General features: G+C 70.7%; 17 protein-coding genes. 7 read left to right on the top strand and 10 right to left on the bottom strand.

The window, feature by feature from the left end:
* Nucleotides 1–46: 46 nt before the first annotated feature.
* The 5 genes from rhaI to EDD93_RS33160 form a co-directional block, all read right to left on the bottom strand.
* A complete protein-coding gene (rhaI, locus tag EDD93_RS33180) occupies nucleotides 47–1,213 on the bottom strand; it encodes an L-rhamnose isomerase (protein ID WP_123529671.1) in 1,167 nt (388 codons plus the stop codon).
* A 225-nt stretch (nucleotides 1,214–1,438) separates the two neighbouring features.
* Nucleotides 1,439–2,221, bottom strand: coding sequence for a carbon-nitrogen hydrolase family protein (locus EDD93_RS33175; protein WP_260256061.1), 783 nt, complete (start codon nucleotides 2,219–2,221; stop codon nucleotides 1,439–1,441).
* Nucleotides 2,222–2,702: 481 nt separating this feature from the next.
* Nucleotides 2,703–2,930: a hypothetical protein gene (locus EDD93_RS33170; RefSeq protein WP_123529669.1), complete on the bottom strand. Its 228-nt coding sequence runs from the start codon at nucleotides 2,928–2,930 to the stop codon at nucleotides 2,703–2,705.
* An 86-nt stretch (nucleotides 2,931–3,016) separates the two neighbouring features.
* Nucleotides 3,017–3,508, bottom strand: a complete 492-nt coding sequence (locus EDD93_RS33165; protein WP_123529667.1) for a hypothetical protein — start codon at nucleotides 3,506–3,508, stop codon at nucleotides 3,017–3,019.
* A gap of 84 nt (nucleotides 3,509–3,592) precedes the next feature.
* Entirely contained in the window at nucleotides 3,593–4,966 is a 1,374-nt protein-coding gene (locus EDD93_RS33160) for an FAD-binding oxidoreductase (protein ID WP_123531547.1), read from the bottom strand.
* A gap of 173 nt (nucleotides 4,967–5,139) precedes the next feature.
* On the opposite strand from EDD93_RS33160, the gene EDD93_RS33155 reads away from it, so the two are divergent.
* The gene (locus tag EDD93_RS33155) at nucleotides 5,140–5,994 is read left to right on the top strand and encodes a pentapeptide repeat-containing protein (RefSeq protein ID WP_123529665.1); all 855 of its coding nucleotides are present in this window, start codon (nucleotides 5,140–5,142) and stop codon (nucleotides 5,992–5,994) included.
* Nucleotides 5,995–6,006: 12 nt separating this feature from the next.
* Here the strand turns inward: EDD93_RS33155 and EDD93_RS33150 are convergent, their stop codons facing one another.
* Nucleotides 6,007–6,531, bottom strand: a complete 525-nt coding sequence (locus tag EDD93_RS33150) for an SRPBCC family protein (RefSeq protein ID WP_123531546.1) — start codon at nucleotides 6,529–6,531, stop codon at nucleotides 6,007–6,009.
* A gap of 247 nt (nucleotides 6,532–6,778) precedes the next feature.
* On the opposite strand from EDD93_RS33150, the gene EDD93_RS33145 reads away from it, so the two are divergent.
* On the top strand, nucleotides 6,779–8,146 hold the full coding sequence (locus EDD93_RS33145; protein WP_123529663.1) for a radical SAM protein: 1,368 nt from the start codon (nucleotides 6,779–6,781) through the stop codon (nucleotides 8,144–8,146).
* Nucleotides 8,147–8,153: 7 nt separating this feature from the next.
* Here EDD93_RS33145 and EDD93_RS33140 read toward each other — a convergent pair whose 3' ends face one another.
* The gene (locus EDD93_RS33140) at nucleotides 8,154–9,053 is read right to left on the bottom strand and encodes a LysR family transcriptional regulator (protein ID WP_123529661.1); all 900 of its coding nucleotides are present in this window, start codon (nucleotides 9,051–9,053) and stop codon (nucleotides 8,154–8,156) included.
* A gap of 115 nt (nucleotides 9,054–9,168) precedes the next feature.
* Here EDD93_RS33140 and EDD93_RS33135 point away from each other — a divergent pair, with 115 nt between their 5' ends.
* A complete protein-coding gene (locus EDD93_RS33135) occupies nucleotides 9,169–10,059 on the top strand; it encodes an oxidoreductase (protein ID WP_123529659.1) in 891 nt (296 codons plus the stop codon).
* A 62-nt stretch (nucleotides 10,060–10,121) separates the two neighbouring features.
* Here EDD93_RS33135 and EDD93_RS33130 read toward each other — a convergent pair whose 3' ends face one another.
* Complete coding sequence (locus EDD93_RS33130; RefSeq protein WP_260256060.1) at nucleotides 10,122–10,853, bottom strand: NADPH-dependent F420 reductase; 732 nt, start codon at nucleotides 10,851–10,853, stop codon at nucleotides 10,122–10,124.
* A gap of 137 nt (nucleotides 10,854–10,990) precedes the next feature.
* On the opposite strand from EDD93_RS33130, the gene EDD93_RS33125 reads away from it, so the two are divergent.
* The 3 genes from EDD93_RS33125 (at nucleotide 10,991) to EDD93_RS33115 (ending at nucleotide 13,070) form a co-directional block, all read left to right on the top strand.
* Nucleotides 10,991–11,542 (top strand): glycoside hydrolase family 25 protein, encoded by a 552-nt coding sequence (locus EDD93_RS33125; protein WP_123529656.1) that lies wholly within the window; start codon nucleotides 10,991–10,993, stop codon nucleotides 11,540–11,542.
* Between the two features lie 128 nt (nucleotides 11,543–11,670).
* Nucleotides 11,671–12,696 carry an alcohol dehydrogenase AdhP gene (gene adhP, locus EDD93_RS33120; RefSeq protein ID WP_123529654.1) on the top strand — a complete coding sequence of 342 codons (1,026 nt, stop codon included), beginning with the start codon at nucleotides 11,671–11,673 and terminating at the stop codon, nucleotides 12,694–12,696.
* Between the two features lie 104 nt (nucleotides 12,697–12,800).
* Nucleotides 12,801–13,070, top strand: a complete 270-nt coding sequence (locus EDD93_RS33115; RefSeq protein ID WP_123529651.1) for a hypothetical protein — start codon at nucleotides 12,801–12,803, stop codon at nucleotides 13,068–13,070.
* Nucleotides 13,071–13,113: 43 nt separating this feature from the next.
* Here the strand turns inward: EDD93_RS33115 and EDD93_RS33110 are convergent, their stop codons facing one another.
* Nucleotides 13,114–13,860 carry an HD domain-containing protein gene (locus EDD93_RS33110; protein ID WP_123529649.1) on the bottom strand — a complete coding sequence of 249 codons (747 nt, stop codon included), beginning with the start codon at nucleotides 13,858–13,860 and terminating at the stop codon, nucleotides 13,114–13,116.
* Between the two features lie 52 nt (nucleotides 13,861–13,912).
* Complete coding sequence (locus tag EDD93_RS33105) at nucleotides 13,913–15,208, bottom strand: nucleotidyl transferase AbiEii/AbiGii toxin family protein (RefSeq protein WP_260256058.1); 1,296 nt, start codon at nucleotides 15,206–15,208, stop codon at nucleotides 13,913–13,915.
* 447 nt (nucleotides 15,209–15,655) lie between these two features.
* Here EDD93_RS33105 and chvE point away from each other — a divergent pair, with 447 nt between their 5' ends.
* Complete coding sequence (gene chvE / locus EDD93_RS33100; RefSeq protein WP_123529645.1) at nucleotides 15,656–16,789, top strand: multiple monosaccharide ABC transporter substrate-binding protein; 1,134 nt, start codon at nucleotides 15,656–15,658, stop codon at nucleotides 16,787–16,789.
* Nucleotides 16,790–16,827 lie beyond the last annotated feature (38 nt).

The raw sequence follows: 16,827 nt of genomic DNA, 5'->3' as shown, positions 1-16,827 counted from the left end.
ATGGGTGCCGTGGGGCGCACGGAGGCTGTGGGGCGTACGGGAGCGTTCAGGCGCCCCAGCCGGCCTGCGTGCCGCCCACCCGGGCGGCCGCGATGTGTTCCTGGTTGCCGGAGGCGAGGTAGGCCGCGAACGGGTCACGGGCCAGCCCCTGCTCCTCGCGCACCTCAGCGAGCAGCGGCCGCACATCGGTGTTGTATGCATCCATCAGGACGGCGTTCGACGCGAGCACATCGCCCGAGCGCTGTGCGGCACCGAGTGCGTCCCTGTCCACCAGCAGCGCCTTCGCGGTCGCCTCCTGGACGTTGGCGACCGAGCGGATCACCGCCGGGATCTTCGCCTCGATGTTGTGGCACTGGTCGAGCATGAAGTTGACGTTGGTCTCGGACCTGAGGCCGCCGTTCTTGACCACCTCGTGCATGATCCGGAACAGCTGGAAGGGATCGGCCGCGCCCACCATGAGGTCGTCGTCCGCGTAGAAACGGGAGTTGAAGTCGAACGCGCCGAGCCTGCCCTCCCGCAGCAGGATCGCCACGATGAACTCGATGTTCGTTCCCGGGGCGTGGTGGCCGGTGTCCACGACCACCTGGGCCTTCGCCCCCAGCTTCAGGCAGTGTGCGTAGGCCGTGCCCCAGTCGGGCACGTCCGTGGTGTAGAACGCGGGCTCGAAGAGCTTGTACTCCAGCAGCATCCGCTGGTCGTCGCCCAGTCGCTCGTACACCTCCGCCAGCGCTTCCGACAGCCTGTCCTGGCGGGCGGCGATGTCGTCCTGCCCGGGGTAGTTGGTGCCGTCGGAGAACCACAGCTTGAGATCGGGCGAGCCGGTCTCGTCCATGACGTCGACGCACTCCAGGAGGTGATCGGTGGCCTTGCGCCGCACCGCCGCGTCGGGGTGGGTGACCGAGCCCAGCTTGTAGTCGTCGTCCTGGAAGACGTTCGAGTTGATCGCGCCGATCCGCAGCCCGAGCCCCTCGGCGTGCCGGGTCAGTGCCGCGTAGTCCGCCACCTTGTCCCAGGGGATGTGCAACGACACCTTCGGCGCGACCCCGGTGAACGCGTGTACCTGCGCCGCGTCCTCCATCTTCTCGAACGGGTCGCGCGGCACCCCCGGCTGCGCGAACACCTTGAAACGTGTCCCGGAGTTGCCGTAACCCCACGAAGGAGTCTCGATCACCTGAGACTTCAGGGCTGCCTTGACGGCCGACACATCAGACATGAGCACCTCGTAAGCAGAGTCATCCGGCGACCGAGGCCGTCAGGGACGATGTGAATCGTTTCAGCTGGAACGTACGCTAGGTTTGGCGACAACGACTAGTCAAGCTGCTAGCCAGTCTTCTTCGGAGTTTGAATCAATTCACCACGGATCGGGGCGACCCGGCCGAAGACGGACCCGGCCCGGCTCCGGCACGGGAAGCCGGAGCCGCAAGCCGGACAAACGGAGTCAGAGGACGGTGCGGTCGTCGCTGCGGGCGTCCTGGACCAGGTACCCGTTGTAGAGGCCTGCGCGCGCTCTGCGCCGCCAGGGCCTGGCCAGGGCGCCCGCCGGGTCCTGCGGGCCCAGTTCGGCAACGGCGAGTGCAGGTGCCCCGTCTCCCGGGCAGCGGGCGACCCACTCGCCGTCCGGGCTGACGATCCCCGCCGGGGCGCCACCGTCGAGCCGCGCGGGGGCGGCGAAAGCGCCCCAATACCGGTTGGTCGCCGCGTGCGCCCGCATCTCCGTGGCGAAGGCCTTCCCGCCTCCCGTACCCTCTCCTGTCGTCGAGAACAGCACGCAGTCGACGTCGAGCCTCTCGTACTCGCCGAAGAGTTCCGGGAAATGCGCCTCCATACCGAGCGCGCAGCCGAACCGGACGCCGCCGACCTCGAAGGTGACCGATGCCGAACCCGGTGCGTACATGTAGGAGATCTTCGTGTGCGACAGCATCCGTTCGTCGTAGCGGGTTGCCACCTCACCGCGGTCGGAGATCACATACAGGCTGTTGTGCGGCCGGTTGGGTGCGGTGAGCCGGTGCACGGAACCGAGCACGGTCCACAGTCCGAGCTCCCTCGCGAGGCGCGCGGTCAGGGCCAGTTCGTCCCGCAGCACATCCCAGCGGAACCGGCTCCGGTCCGACGGTCCCACCTCGTCGGGGCCGAGGGCGGACAGCAGTCGCTTGTGCGGGAAGCAGACCGCGCCCTCGGGGAAGTGCACGACCCTCGCACCGGCTGCCCGTGCCCGGTGCATCAGACTTCGCACCTCGGTCCCGCCGGCTCTCAGTTCGGCCTCGTTGCCGGGGTCCTCCGGACCGTGGTCTGAGCCACGGCCAGACGCAGGTGGTGCTCTTCCGGCATGACGGCTCCCCGGGGAGCCGAACGGAATTGCCGGAGGGCAGTCGAATAGGACTGGCCGGTCTTGGCGGCGCGGGCGCGCACCCGGCGCTCGAGATTCCTGTGGGCTGTCATATGGCCTTCCACGCCACGGGCGCGAGCTCCCCCCCCCAGCGACCACACCCGAGACGATCGGACCACGACAGCGACCTGAGACAGGAAGTCCCTTTGCCTCCATGGAAGACCGAGCTGGGGACGGCCGGAGGAGGTGAGGCGTAGGCCACGCCGGGAGCATGCTCACCGTCCTGGGCGGATCGTGTCGAGCCCCGGGCGGGTGAGCCGCGGAGGTGACCCGGGCGCCTCGGGCCCGGATCACCTCCGTGATCGGCCGGCGAGGCTCAGTGCCCGCTGCCCGACATGCTCGGCTGGAGCGACCGGACGAGATCGAAGAACCGCGACTCGTTGCCCGAGAGCCCGGCCCGCCGCAGCGCGCCGTCGGCCTCCTCGATCGGTGCGGCGAGCAGGGGCATGTAGAGCGGGGCGTCATCCGGGTCGGAGAGGGCCGCCCGGGTGGCTTCCAGTAAACGGACGTACGCCTGCGCCGCGGCGAGTTCGTCAGTGCGCATCTCAGCATCTCCCGGTCAGAGGTGTCGGACCCACAAGCATCCCTCATGGGTCTGACAACGCGCCGGGTCCCGGGCCTGGCATGGTCCTACGGGCTGTCAGGAGTACGCGCGACGGCCGGTGGTTCGACCTCCAGGAATCTTCGGCGGCGCGGCCCGCGGTACAGCAGCGCGACCCACCCAGAGGCCCGCAGCGCCGCCGCGCACCGGTTCAGTTCGGCTTCCTCCTCGTGCGCCGCCCCGCTGCCCGGCGGGCCCGCCCACTCGACCCGTACGGTGCCCGGCGCCGTCCCGGGCTCCACCCGGTAGCCGGTCGTCGTACGCCGCCCCAAAGCCTCGACCGCCGACGCGGGCAGCCCCGACGCCTCGAGGGCGAGGGCGACGGCGCGTACCGGCCTGTGCAGTTCCCACGGGGCCGGGACGGACTCCGGATCCGGGTGCCCGGTGTTGGTCAGCCGGCGTATCTGCGCCAACCCGGCGAACGCGGTCCGCACCGCGGCGGCACGCTTCTCCGCCGGGCCCAGGGGTGACGGGCCGTCACCGGTGGCCGGTTCGAAACCGGCCTCCTCATCGGCGTCCATCCGCCACCCCTTTCGCCCGTACGTACTTGCTGCCAGTGTGCGCCGCACCACTGACAACGGCGTCCAGGCCGCGAGGGCCACTGGTCAGGCGCCGCCTCCGAGTACCTTGCCCGGGTTGAGGATGCCGTGCGGATCGAGGGCCGCCTTCACCGCGTGGTGCATGCCGAGCACCGCCGGCCCGAGCTCCTTGTCCATGCCGCGCATCTTGAGCAGCCCCACCCCGTGCTCACCCGTGACCGTGCCGCCGAGCGCGATCGCGTCGTCCAGGATGTCCTCGAAGGCGGACTGCGCGCGGGCGCGTGCCGCCTCGTCTCCCGGCGGCGTGATGATCAGGGGGTGCAGGTTGCCGTCCCCGGCGTGGGCGATGTTGGCGATCAGGACATCGTGCCGGGAAGCCGTCCGCTCGATCCGGGCCAGCATCTCCGGAACCGCGGTGCGCGGTACGCAGACGTCCTCGGTCAGGACCGGGCCGAGCCGCTCCAGCGCCGGATAGGCCAGCCGCCGGGCCTGGAACAGGGCATCCGCCTCGTGCTGGTCGGTGGAGACCGCGGCCCAGCCGGCGCCGGCCCGCTCGAAGCAGTCCCGGATCAGTTCGGCCTCGGCGTCACCCTCCGCTCCCGGGGTGTCCACCCGGCCGAGCAGCACCACGTCCGCGTCCGCGGACAGCCCCATCTTCTTCCAGGCGTCCACGGCGGCGAGGCAGTGGCGGTCGACCAGTTCGAGCGCGGACGGGATGACGCCGGACGCGGTCACGGCGCTCACCGCCTCACCGGCGGCCACCACCGACGAGAAGTAGCCCGCGACCGTCCGCTCCTGGAGCCGTGCCGGGCGCAGCCGTACCGTGATCTCAGTGATCACCCCGAGTGTGCCCTCGGAGCCCACCATCAGCCCGGCCAGGTCGTACCCCGCCACCCCCTTCGCGGTTCGGCGTCCCAGGGAGACGACCTCACCGAGCCCGTTGACCACCTCGAGGCCCAGTACGTAGTCACGCGTCACGCCGTACTTGACGCAGCACATGCCACCGGCGTTGGTCGCGACGTTCCCGCCGATGGTGGACCACGGGGAGCTCGCCGGGTCCGGCGGATACCAGAGCCCGTGCTCCGCGCAGGCGGCCCGGAGGTCGTCGTTGACCACACCCGGCTGGACCACCGCCAGCCGCTCGGCCGTGTCGATCTCGACGATCCGGTTCATGTCCTCGAACGACAGGATGATCGCCCCGTCGACGGCGTTCGCGCCGCCCGACAGGCCGGTGCCCGCGCCGCGCGGCACCAGCGGGATGCGGTGGGTGAGACAGTGGCGCACCACGTCCCGCACCTCGGCGGTGCTCGCCGGGCGCACCACGGCCAGCGGCATCCCGTACGGAGCCCACTCGGCCTCGTCGTGCTGGTACCGGGCCAGGCCTGCCGGATCGGTGAGTACCCGCGCGGCCGGAATGCTGTCCACCGGTGCGTTCGCCACGATGATGACCACCTCCAATAAAGATGTATTACGCACCATTGTTGCGCGCGGAGCTGTCCGCCCCCGGAGGAGGCCCCCGTTCCACGGATCGGAGACCGCGCGGACAGGGCCCGCCGTGAGGCTCGGTAGGCTCGGCCGTTCATGAACCACGCACACCGGAGGACGCAGGCACCGTGCCCGACATCGACCGAGCTCCCGGCACCGACCACCCGGAAAGCGACGGCCGGGCCGGCCTGCGCGCCGACTGCGGGAACTGCTTCGGGCTGTGCTGTGTCGCACTGACCCTCACCCGGTCCGCGGACTTCGCCATCAACAAGGACGCCGGCAAACCCTGCCGCAACCTCCAGGACGACTTCCGCTGCGGCATCCACACCAGGCTGCGCTCCGAAGGCTTTCCGGGCTGCACCGTGTACGACTGCTTCGGCGCCGGACAGAAGGTGTCGGGGGAGACCTTCGGCGGACGGGACTGGCGCAGTGCCCCGGAGAGCGCCCAGCGAATGTTCGAGGTCTTCCCGGTCGTGCGACAGCTGCACGAACTGCTCTGGTACCTGACGGAGGCCGCCGGACTGGCACCGGCCCGCTCCCTCCACACCGAGATCGGCCGCACCCTCGACGAGACCGAGCGCCTCACCCGCCTCGACGCCGACGCCCTCGCGGAACTGGACGTCGCGGCGCACCGCGACGGGGTCGCCGCTCTGCTCTCGCGCACCAGCGAACTCGTACGCGCCACCGCTCCCCGCAGGAAGAAGCGCAATCACCGCGGCGCCGACCTCGTCGGGGCGCGCCTCAGGGGGGCGGACCTGCGCGGCGGGGATCTGCGCGGCGCCCTTCTCATCGCGGCGGACCTCACCGGCGCCGATCTCAGGCTCGCCGACCTCATCGGCGCGGACTTCCGGGACGCGGAACTGTCCGGCGCCGACCTGACCGGAGCCCTCTTCCTGACGCAGTCACAGGTGAACGCCGCCCGGGGAAACGGTGCCACCCGGCTCCCCGATTCGCTCAGCCGCCCCTCGCACTGGGAGCGCTGACGCAGCGGGAGGTCACGCGCCGGGTGCGTCCCCGTCCGGCGCGGCCTCCAGCGCGGCCCTCAGCCGCTGGAGCGTGGTGCGGATGTTGCCGCGCTGGAAGTGCGCGAAGGTGTGCCCGCGAGTGGCCGCCCGGTCGAAGGCGTTGGCCAGGAAGTCCGGCCACCGGCGCCGGTCGTCGGTCCAGGTCTCGGTGACCAGGGTGCCGTCGTCCACGGCCTCGAACCGGTACTCCCAGGTGGCGATCGCGCCGGGGAGCCGAGGCCGCCGGACGCCGATCGCGTGGACCCGGAAGGCGAACCGCTCGCCCGGATCGGCAGCGGTCACCGTGCACCGAGTCGTCCAGTTCATCCGGCCGCGCTTGTTGCGGCCCTCGAAGACCATGCCGACGTACGTGTCCCGGCGCTCTCCGAGCACCCTCGCGCCCCGGTTCTCCGGACTCCAGCGCCCCATCGCGGTCGGGTCGCTGACCTGCGCGTACACGGCCGAAGGTGCGGCGGAGACCACCGTGCTGTCCGACACTGACATGGTGCGGGGCATGAGCACTCCGATCCGCGGCCGGCTCCGGCAGGCACCGGGCGTCGGGCCGACCGCACGGCCGACGGGCTCCCGGGCACCACACCCTACTCACCGGTCACATAGGACGCGGCGGCGGGCGGCATCCCACGGACAACGCGACCCTGCCTCCGCATCCGGGCGCGAGATCGAGAACGCTTCCGCTGCGCTGTTCGTTGCACAGGGTGGCGTATCCGGAACACCACCGACAACCGGACCGAGGAGCCCGCACATGCCCAGCCGCACAGACCCCAGCCGTACCGAGCCCGGCAGCACCGAAGCGAGCCGCACCCGCCTGGTCGAACGGCTCATGGAGCAGTTCCCGCACGTGCCGCGGGAGGCCGTGATCAAGGAGGACCTGCTGCGCGGCGGCCTGGCCTTCGACGAGTCCGCCCTCAGCGACAACGAGGACGGCGACGTCAAGCCGAAGTCGTACTTCATCTTCTCCTTCGACCACGGCACCCTGCCCGAGCTGGGGGCCGCCGCCCTGCGCCGGCCGCCGGAGGAGATCGTCCTCACCGGCGGACCGTACGAGCTGCGGCGCACCGTGGTCTCCGTGCGGGTCAATCCCGCATCGCCCTACCGGGTCGCGGCCGATGCCGACGGAGTGCTCGGGCTCTACCTCGACGGCAGGCGGATCTCCGACGTCGGGCTTCCCCCCATGCCGGACTACTACCGGCACACCTTGGAGAACGGCAAGTCCGTGATGGAGGTCGCGCCCACCATCCAGTGGGGCTACCTCGTCTACCTGACGGTCTTCCGGGTCTGCCAGTACTTCGGCGCCAAGGAGGAGTGCCAGTACTGCGACATCAACCACAACTGGCGCCAGCACAAGGCCGCGGGCCGTCCGTACACCGGAGTGAAGCCGGTCGAGGAGGTCCTTGAGGCACTCGCCATCATCGACCGCTACGACACCGCGAAGACGTCCACGGCCTACACACTCACCGGCGGTGCCATCACCTCCCACATCGGGGGCCGGGACGAGGCCGACTTCTACGGGCAGTACGCGAAGGCCATCGAGGAGCGGTTCCCCGGCCGCTGGATCGGCAAGGTCGTCGCCCAGGCCCTGCCCAAGGCCGACGTACAGCGCTTCCACGACTACGGCGTGCAGATCTACCACCCCAACTACGAGGTGTGGGACCCCAGGCTGTTCGAGCTGTACTGCCCCGGCAAGGAGCGCTACGTCGGCCGCGACGAATGGCACCGCCGCATCCTGGACTCCGCCGAGGTCTTCGGCGCCCGCAACGTCATTCCCAACTTCGTCGCAGGCGTGGAGATGGCCGAGCCGTTCGGGTTCACCACGGTGAAGGAGGCCATCGAATCCACCACCGAGGGCCTGCGCTTCTTCATGTCGCACGGCATCACACCCCGCTTCACCACCTGGTGTCCCGAGCCCACGACGCCCCTGGGGAAGACCAACCCGGACGGTGCGCCGCTGGAGTACCACATCCGGCTGCTGGACGCCTACCGCTCGACGATGGAGGAGTACGGACTCACCTCGCCCCCCGGCTACGGTCTGCCGGGCGCCGGACGCGCGGTGTTCTCCGTCAGCTCCTTCATGGACAGCCTGCCGGCCCGCCCCGAGGACGAGCAGCCCTGACCGGCGGTCAGCCGGCCGGCGTATCCGCGCAGGCGGCGAGCTCCCGCACGACCTGGGCGAACCCCCGCACCAGTGCCGTGTCCCGGCCGTCCGCCCAGGCGAGCACCACCCGCAGCGGTTCCACGTCGGTCAGCGGGACCCAGGCGAGGTCCGGCCGTGCGTAGTACCGGGCCATGCTCAGGGGAGCGAAGCAGACCGAGGAACCCTCCGCGACCTGCTCCAGCATCTCCTCGACGTTGTCGTTGGTCGGCCCCCACTTCGGACTCGAGCCGTCCGGACGGGGGTTGACCGCCCACCAGTCCACCCACTCCCGAGGCGCGCGCTGGGTCCACATCAGTGGCTCGTCGCCCACTTCGAGCACCGAGATGCCCGAACGGCCGGCCAGCGCGTGCCCGCAGGGCAGCCCCACGACACGCGGCTCCGTGTGCACCAGCTCGCTGCGCAGCCCGCTCAGGTCGTTGGGCAGCCAGACGAAGGCGACATCGGCCTGGCCGTCGCGCAGCGCGTCGGCCTCCTGCCCCCAGTCGTAGCGCTTGGGCGCCACCCGCACTCCCGGGTGGCGCCGGGCGAACTCCGCGCGGGCACGGGTGGTGAGTTCGCCGGCGCCGCTCGCCTCGAAACCCACCCGCAGCACACCGGTCTCGCCGCGCGAGTGCCGTTCGGCCGCCGCCGTCACCCGCTCGGCCTGGCGAACGGTCAGCAGCGCCTCGGCGATCACGTCCTGGCCCGCCGCGGTCGCCGCAACGCCTCCGGCGTGCCGGTCGAACAGCCGCACCCCGAGCTCCGACTCCAGAGTCTTGAGGGCGTACGAGAGGGCGGGCTGGCTGACGAACAGCCTGCGGGCGGCCCGCCCCAGGTTCTCCTCCTCGGCGATCACGGTGAGGTAGTGCAGTTGACGCAGCTCCATCCAGGCATCATAAGTCGTCTTTATCGCTACGACGGGTCTCTGTCTTGGACCGGTGGGAGGGAGCGATGACATAACTGAGTCACCGCAACAAACCCGAGAACAAATGGAGTTGACCATGAACGCCGAGCACCGTACGAGCGCCGGACACGTCACCACCGGCGACGGGACGACGCCGAACCGGGTCTGGCTGATCACCGGCGCCTCGTCCGGATTCGGCCGCGCCATAGCCTCGGCCGCACTCGCCGCCGGGGACACGGTCGTCGCCACGGCCCGCAGGCCCGAGGCGCTCGAGGACCTCGTCGCCGCACACCCCGACCGCGCCGTCGCGGTCCAGCTGGACGTCACCGACACGGCGCGCATCGCGGACGTCGTCGCGGACACCGTGCTCTGGCACGGGCGCATCGACGTGGTGGTCAACAACGCCGGGATGGGGCTGATCGGTGCCGTCGAGGAGACCGGCGACCGCGAGCTGCGTGACCTGATGGACCTGCACTTCTTCGGGCCGGCCGCGCTGGTGCGAGCCGTGCTGCCGCACATGCGCCGCAACGGCTCGGGCGCCGTGGTCCAGATGAGCAGCATGGGCGGCCGCTTCACCTTCCCCGGTGTCGGCGCCTATTCGGCGACGAAGTTCGCCCTGGAGGGCCTGTCGGAGGCGCTTGCCGCCGAGGTGGCACCGCACGGGATCAAGGTGCTGATCGTCGAGCCCGGATCGTTCCGGACCGGCTTCGCCGGGGGCGGCGCCCTGCGTCAGTCCGCCGCACTCCCCGCGTACGAGGAGACCGTGGGCCCGGTCCGTGCCGGTCTCCCCGGCTCCGACGGCAAGCAGGAGGGGGACCCGGCCAAGGCGGCCCAGGCGATCCTCACCGCGCTGGACGCGCAGGACACCCCGCTCCGGCTGCCGCTCGGGAACGACGCCACGGACGCGGTGCTCGCCGCCCTCGACGCCTCCCGCGCGGAGACGGTGCGCTGGGAGAAGCTCAGCCGCAGCACCGCCTTCGAGGACTGAGGGGCCGGGCCCCGGGACAGGCCCGTGGGCCCGGCGTCAGCCGGCTCCCGTCGCGCCCGGTGTCAGGCGCGCCACTCGGCGGTCCGCTCGGGGGACGCCGAGTCCAGGGCCTTCTCGATGGCAGCCGCGTCACCCCGGTTGCCGTACACCGGAGTCCCCGGCTGCTGGCGCCACGAGGTGTCGAGCCCTCCGGCGTCGACGGTGTCGAACCCCAGCTCGTCGATCAGTTCACGGACCGTCGCCTTGGCGGCCGCGTCGTCACCGGCCACCGGCAGGGCCTGCCGGCCGGCGGTGCCGGCGGGCCGGCCCTCGGTGAGGATGTCCTGCGCGTACGTCCCGTTGAACGCCTTGATGACGGGGTGGGCGATCTGGGCCTCCGTCCAGCGGCTCTCCGGCAGCCCCTCCTCGACGGCGGCGATGCGGCCGTCCCGCTGCGGGTAGTAGTTGCCGGTGTCGATGACCGCGACGCCCTCCGCAGCGCCGTCCAGGAATCCGGCGGGCAGCGCCGGAACGGCCTTGAGCGGAACGGTGACGACCACGACCCGGGCGCCCCGGGCGGCCTCGGCCGCGGTGACCGCGGTGGCGCCGGTCTCCTCGGCCAGTGCCGCGAGCGTCTCGGGACCGCGTGAGTTGGCGACGGACACCTCATGGCCCAGTGCGGCGAGACGCCTGGTGAGGTTGCCGCCGATGTTCCCTGCTCCGATGATGCCGATCTTCATGGGTCCGACCTCCGATGGTGCCTGCGCTGCCTGAAAAGGGGCCTGCGTGAAGTGAAACGTCCCCTGCGGCTTCACCAACCCGGTCCTGCCCGGAGCTATTCCGGGTGACGGCGAAACGATTCCTCTACCCCTTGCGCGGATGGGACCCGTAAGTCCAGGGCACTTAACGGATGAGAAAGCGGAATCACCCGGACCACTTGAAGGCGGTGCCCATGCTCCACGGTGTCGACGTCAGTTCGCATCAGTCGTCCCTCGACCCGGACGGTCTGGACTTTGTCTTCATCAAGGCCACCGAGGGACGCTCGTACGTCAACCCGCATCTGGCCGAGCAGACCAAGCGCGCAAGGGACGCGGACTGCGTCGTCGGCTTCTACCACTTCCTGTGGCCCGGGAACATCGCGGCACAGGCGGCGTACTTCCTGAGCAAGGCGCCGGAGAAGGCCGGGGAACTGCTGGCCGTCGACTGGGAGGAGAACGGCGAGGGCACCCGCGCCAGCAATGCCGAGAAGGACCGGTTCATCCGCGAGGTGAAACGGCTGCGGCCGCACCACCGGGTCCTGCTGTACTGCAACCGCTACTTCTGGCTGAACCACGACACCACGTCGTACGCCGGGGACGGCCTGTGGATCGCCGACTACGTCACTGCGGGCAAACCGCGGATCAAGGCCTCCTGGCGCATCCACCAGTACACCGACCATCCCCTCGACAAGGATGTCGCGGACTTCTCCTCGCGGGCCGCGATGCACACCTGGGCCAAGGGGTAGCAGCCGGGCAGTGCCATGAGGGGCGAGATCCGGCCATCCGAAATACTCTATTCCGAGGCTTGTGTGCCGGCCCGGCGTGCCCCGTGCGGGCGGGCCGGACACACCCGCATCGAAGCGGAGGAGTACTCATGAGGGCCGCCGTCGTCCGCAGCTTCACCGAGCCTCTCGTCGTCGAGGACAGGCAGGTGCCCGACCCGGCCGGGCACCAGGTCCTGGTGCGTATGGAGGCGTCGGGGCTCTGCCACACCGACATCCACGCGGCCCGGGGAGACTGGCCGGTCAGACCGAGTCCGCCGTTCGTTCCCGGGCATGAGGGGATCGGCATCGTGGAGGCGGCAGGCGACCAGGTCACCCATCTCGCGGTGGGGGACCGGGTGGCCATTCCCTGGCTCGGCGAGGCGTGCGGGCACTGCGATCACTGCGTGAGCGGGTGGGAGACGCTCTGTCTGGCGCAGGAGAACAGCGGCTACTCGGTCGACGGCAGCCACGCCGAGTACGCCCTCGCCCACGGCGACTACGTGGTGCCCGTGCCCGACGGCATCGACCCGCTGGACGCGGCGCCCCTGACCTGCGCCGGCGTCACCACGTACAAGGCGGTGAAGCTCTCCGGTGCCCGCCCCGGCACCCGCGCCCTCGTCTCCGGCATCGGCGGGCTGGGGCACCTCGCTCTGCAGTACGCGCGGATCTTCGGCGCCGAGACCATCGCCGTCGACGTCACGGACGAAAAGCTGGCCCTGGCCCGGGAGCTGGGCGCCGATCACGTCATCGACGCCCGCGTCCAGGACGTCGTGGAGGAGACCCGCCGGCTCGGCGGCGCCGACGCGGCGATCTCGCTCGCCGTGAGCAACGAGTCTTTCGGCGCGGCCTACGGTGCGCTGCGCCGGGGCGGCACCCTGGTTCTCGTGGCCCTTCCCGCAGAGGGCAGGCTCGAACTCCCTGTCTTCGACACGGTGCTGAACGGGACGAAGGTCATCGGCTCGATCGTCGGAACCCGCCAGGACCTGGCCGAGGTCTTCCAACTGCACCGGCTCGGCCGCACCCGGGTGGTCCGCGAGAGCCGGGATCTGGCCGACATCAACTCCGCGATCGGCGAAGTCCTGGAGGGCAGGGTGTTGGGACGCCTCGTCTTCGATCTCGGCGCCGCGCGGGCCTGATCGGCGCACCGACACGAGGGGGGCGGCCGCGTCCGGAGCGGCGGCGGAGTGCGGCGGCCAGGTCGCTGACGCATTCCGGCCGCCCGGTGCGGCAGACTTCTGCGGTGACCACAGCCGCGGCTCAGCCGCCTCGTGACCGTGCGCTCGGGCGCGGTATCTCCACACTCATCCCGCAGGCCGCTACCGCCACACCGGCCGAACAGGCAGCGGCGGTCCTGACGGCGATGCAGAGCGTCCCGGTACGCGTCGGAGTGCTCCAGGCGGCGGTGGTGCTCCTGGAGGAGCGGGTCCGCGCGACAAACGACGACGCCGAACGCGCGGCGGCCGCGACCACCGTGGCGATGCTCCGCGCCGCGATCAGCCAGGCCCGCTGACCCGGCCGGCCCCGTGGGCAGACCGGCTACGCGGCGGACCGGCTCATTCCGGCCAGGGCGAGTCGAGGATCGTACGGACGAAGTCGCCGCGTTCGAAACCCGGTACGCAGTGCTCCAGCACATCCGCCTTGACGTTGCCGAACGTCGTCTCCGGCTTCTGCCGGATGCCCTCGGTGAACGCGCCGAGGATGCGTCGCTTGAAGTCCGGCCGAGGGTGCAGGGCGATTATCGCGGACCGGCCCTCCTCGGAGACGTCCCGGTAGCCGATGCCCAGCACGTCGTACTCGACCCCGGCGGTCACGAGCGCCACCTCGGGCTCCATGTGCTCGGGTATGCCCGGCGTGGTGTGCAGCGCGATGGCGGTCCAGACCCTGCGCACGCTGTCCTCGGGGACGTGGTGCCCCTGGAGGAACCGCCGCGCCTCGTCCGCGCTGTCCACCTCGAACCTTCGCCCGCTCGTACGGAAGCGCTCGCCGAGCCCCAGGTCGTGGAACATCGCGCCGACGTAGAGGAGCTCGGGGTCGTAGCCGAGATCGCGGTTGCGGCCCTGGAGGGCGCCGAACCAGTAGACGCGGCGCGAGTGATGGAAGACGAGATCGCTCGTGGTGTCCCGGACCAGTTCGGTGGCCTCGCGCGCGAGCGCCGTGTCCGGCGCCCGTATGCCGGCGACGGAAGAGGGGGCGTGGCTCACCGCGATCACCTGAGCTTTCCGGGGCGTGGGCCGGGCGGACGGGCACGAAGGCTCCGTCGCCCGGCGAACGGCGTGACGAACCGCCCGCACCTCCACCATCCGCGCCCGACCCAGGAGCCACAACCCGGGGCGGGGCCGGGCGGGCCGCAGGTCAGCGCAGCAGGTCCAGTGCCGCGGAGCACGCATCCGGATACCGTCCCCAGTAGAGCCAGGCGTCCGCCCGGACCAGCACAGCGGCGAGCGCGTCCTCCAGGCTCGTTCGCTCCCGTCCGGCGAGCTCCCGTACGACGACCACCGCCGCCGCGAGTCCGGCGTGTCCGCCTGCGGCGAGGTGCCCCAGCGCGGTCGGGGGATCGCACGCGGGGTCGGCCACTGTCTTCTCGCGCGTCGCCTCCACCAGCGGTTCCAGCCAGCGTGCCCAGCGGCTGTAGGAGTCCTCGCCGGGCGGCTCCGCAGCCGCCAGCAGCGGTTCCAGGGCCCGGCCCAGCCGCTCGGTGAGGCCCGCCGGCCCGGCGTCCGCCCAGGGGTACTCGGCCGTGAAGTGGTGCCAGCCCGTGTACGGGGCCAGGGTGTCGGTCCACCACCGTCCGGCCGGGCGCAGCCCGTCGGCCCCGCCGAGAGTGAAGGCCGCCCGCACCGTCTCGTAGTCCGGGGCCGTGTGCTCGGACAGCAGCACCGCGTCGTAGAGGTCCTTGCCCTGCGGGTAGGCGTCGCTGATCAGCCAGAGCAGTTTCCAGGCCAGCGACAGCGCGTGGGATGCGGCCATGACCCGGCTGCCGGGGCCGTCCCCGAGCGGCCGCAGATCGGTGAGTACGGCCGGTTCCGGCAGCTGCTCGTTGAACACCACGTCCAGTTGGACGGTGCCGCCGGGGACGCCAGGAGCCGTCCAGGGCAGCAGCATGCGCAGGCCGGGCACCCGGTCGTAGGTCCAGATGTCCTCCATCACCGCGCCGGAGGCGTCGATCCGTACTCCGCCCTGGGATGCGGCCTCGGCGTCCTGGGCGACGGTCTCGAACAGCGCTGCCGTGCGAGGGGAGTCCATGGCCCAGTCGTGCGGTACGAACACGAAGTCCAGATCGCCCGGATCGCGCGCCGCCTCCCCGAACCAGGTGGACATCAGCACGCTTCCGCGCAGTACCAGATGCTCCGCCCACGGGCCGTTCGCGACCGCCGCGAGGACGAGGTCCAGAGCGGTGCGCCGTGCCCGGTACCAGGCCTTCCCGCTCTCGGCGTCGTCGAAGCGGGGGTCGCCTGCCCGGTAGGCGTAGGGGAACTGCTTCAGCGCGGGATCGAAGACGACCGGCTGGTGGAGCCCGGACGGTGCGGGCAGCAGTGTGCGCGGCAGGCCCCGGGTGCCCGGCGCCTGCTCGTCGAGGGGGGCGTGCGGCACATGGGGAGACCGGTGCGACAGGCGGTCCCAGCCGGCGTCGTCGGAGGCAGACGTCAAGGTGAGGGCTCCTGAGCGGAGAGCGGGCGGAGTGCCCGTGCCGGTGTCGGGCGGTGGTACCGGACGGCCGTGGGTACGGGGGCCGAGCATACGTTTCGCTCGCGCGGCGGGCGCGAACGGGTCCTCCGTACCTGCTGGTTGGCCCTCCCGGACCGGGCGGCCGAAAGTCGTCCCCGAGTCCGGGCGGTGACGACTGGGCCTGCGCGAACCATTGACACCCGTCCCGGCCCCTCATTACCGTCACGCCAGCATTTCGAACGAACGACGAAATATCGAACACCCAGCGATGCGGTCGTCCGGCCGGTCCGTACGGATGCCGGAGACGGCTGCCTGCTGAGCCGGGTGCTCTCCGACCGCCCAGTATCCGAACCATGTCCGATATACCGAACAGCGATGAGGGGCATCCTCGGCCCGCCCAGCCGTCTGCCTCGCACCCGGAGGATCGATATGCGCACCTCACCCACCGCGTCCGTCCCGCGCGCCGCACGGACCGCCACGGTCCTCACCGCCCTCGCACTCTCCGTCACGCTCGCCGCCTGCGGACAGAGCGGCGAGGGCGGAAGCAAGGAGAAGAAGGCGGGCGGCAAGGGCTCCACCATCGGGATCGCCATGCCGACCAAGTCGTCCGAACGCTGGATAGCCGACGGCAAGAACATGGCCGCCGAGTTCAAGAAGCTCGGCTACAAGACGAATCTGCAGTACGGCGAGGACGACGTCGACCAGCAGGTCTCGCAGATCGAGAACATGATCACCAAGGGGGTGGACGTCCTCGTCGTCGCCGCCATCGACGGCCGCGCACTCAGCGACGTACTGCACCAGGCGGGGGAGCAGGGCATCAAGGTCATCTCCTACGACCGGCTCATCCTGGGCACCCCGGACGTCGACTACTACGCCTCCTTCGACAACGAGAAGGTCGGGGAACTCCAGGCCGGCTACATCCTCGACAAGCTCGGCCTGAAGTCCGGCAGCGAGAAGGGCCCGTTCAACATCGAACTGTTCGCCGGATCCCCGGACGACAACAACACGCGCTACTTCTTCCAGGGCGCCTGGAAGAGCCTCAAGCCCTACATCGACAAGAAGCAGCTGGTCGTCCGCAGCAAGCAGACGAAGCTGGACCAGATCACCACGCTGCGCTGGGACGGCGGCACGGCTCAGAAGCGCATGGACGACCTGCTGACCAGCGCCTATTCCTCCGCCCAGGTCGATGCCGTGCTGTCCCCCTACGACGGCATCTCGATCGGCGTCATCTCCTCCCTGAAGTCGGACGGGTACGGCACCGGCTCCAAGCCCTACCCCGTCGTCACCGGCCAGGACGCCGAGGTCGCCTCCGTGAAGTCGATCATCGCGGGGCAGCAGACGCAGACCGTCTACAAGGGCACCCGCGCACTGGCCAAGCAGGCGGTGCAGATGGCCGACGCCGTACTCAACGACAAGAAGCCCGAGGTCAACGACACCAAGACGTACGACAACGAGAAGAAGGTCGTGCCGGCCTTCCTGCTCGACCCGGTGAGCGTCGACAAGAGCAACTACCGCGCTCAGCTGGTCGATTCCGGCTACATCAAGGCGAGCGACCTCCGATGACGGATCCGGCGGCAGACTCGGTGGAGGACCCGGCGGCG

Source organism: Streptomyces sp. 840.1, assembly GCF_003751445.1.
Lineage (GTDB): Bacteria > Actinomycetota > Actinomycetes > Streptomycetales > Streptomycetaceae > Streptomyces.
The sequence above is the reverse complement of the archived record's forward strand: the minus strand, read 5'-3'. Positions and strand labels throughout refer to the sequence as shown.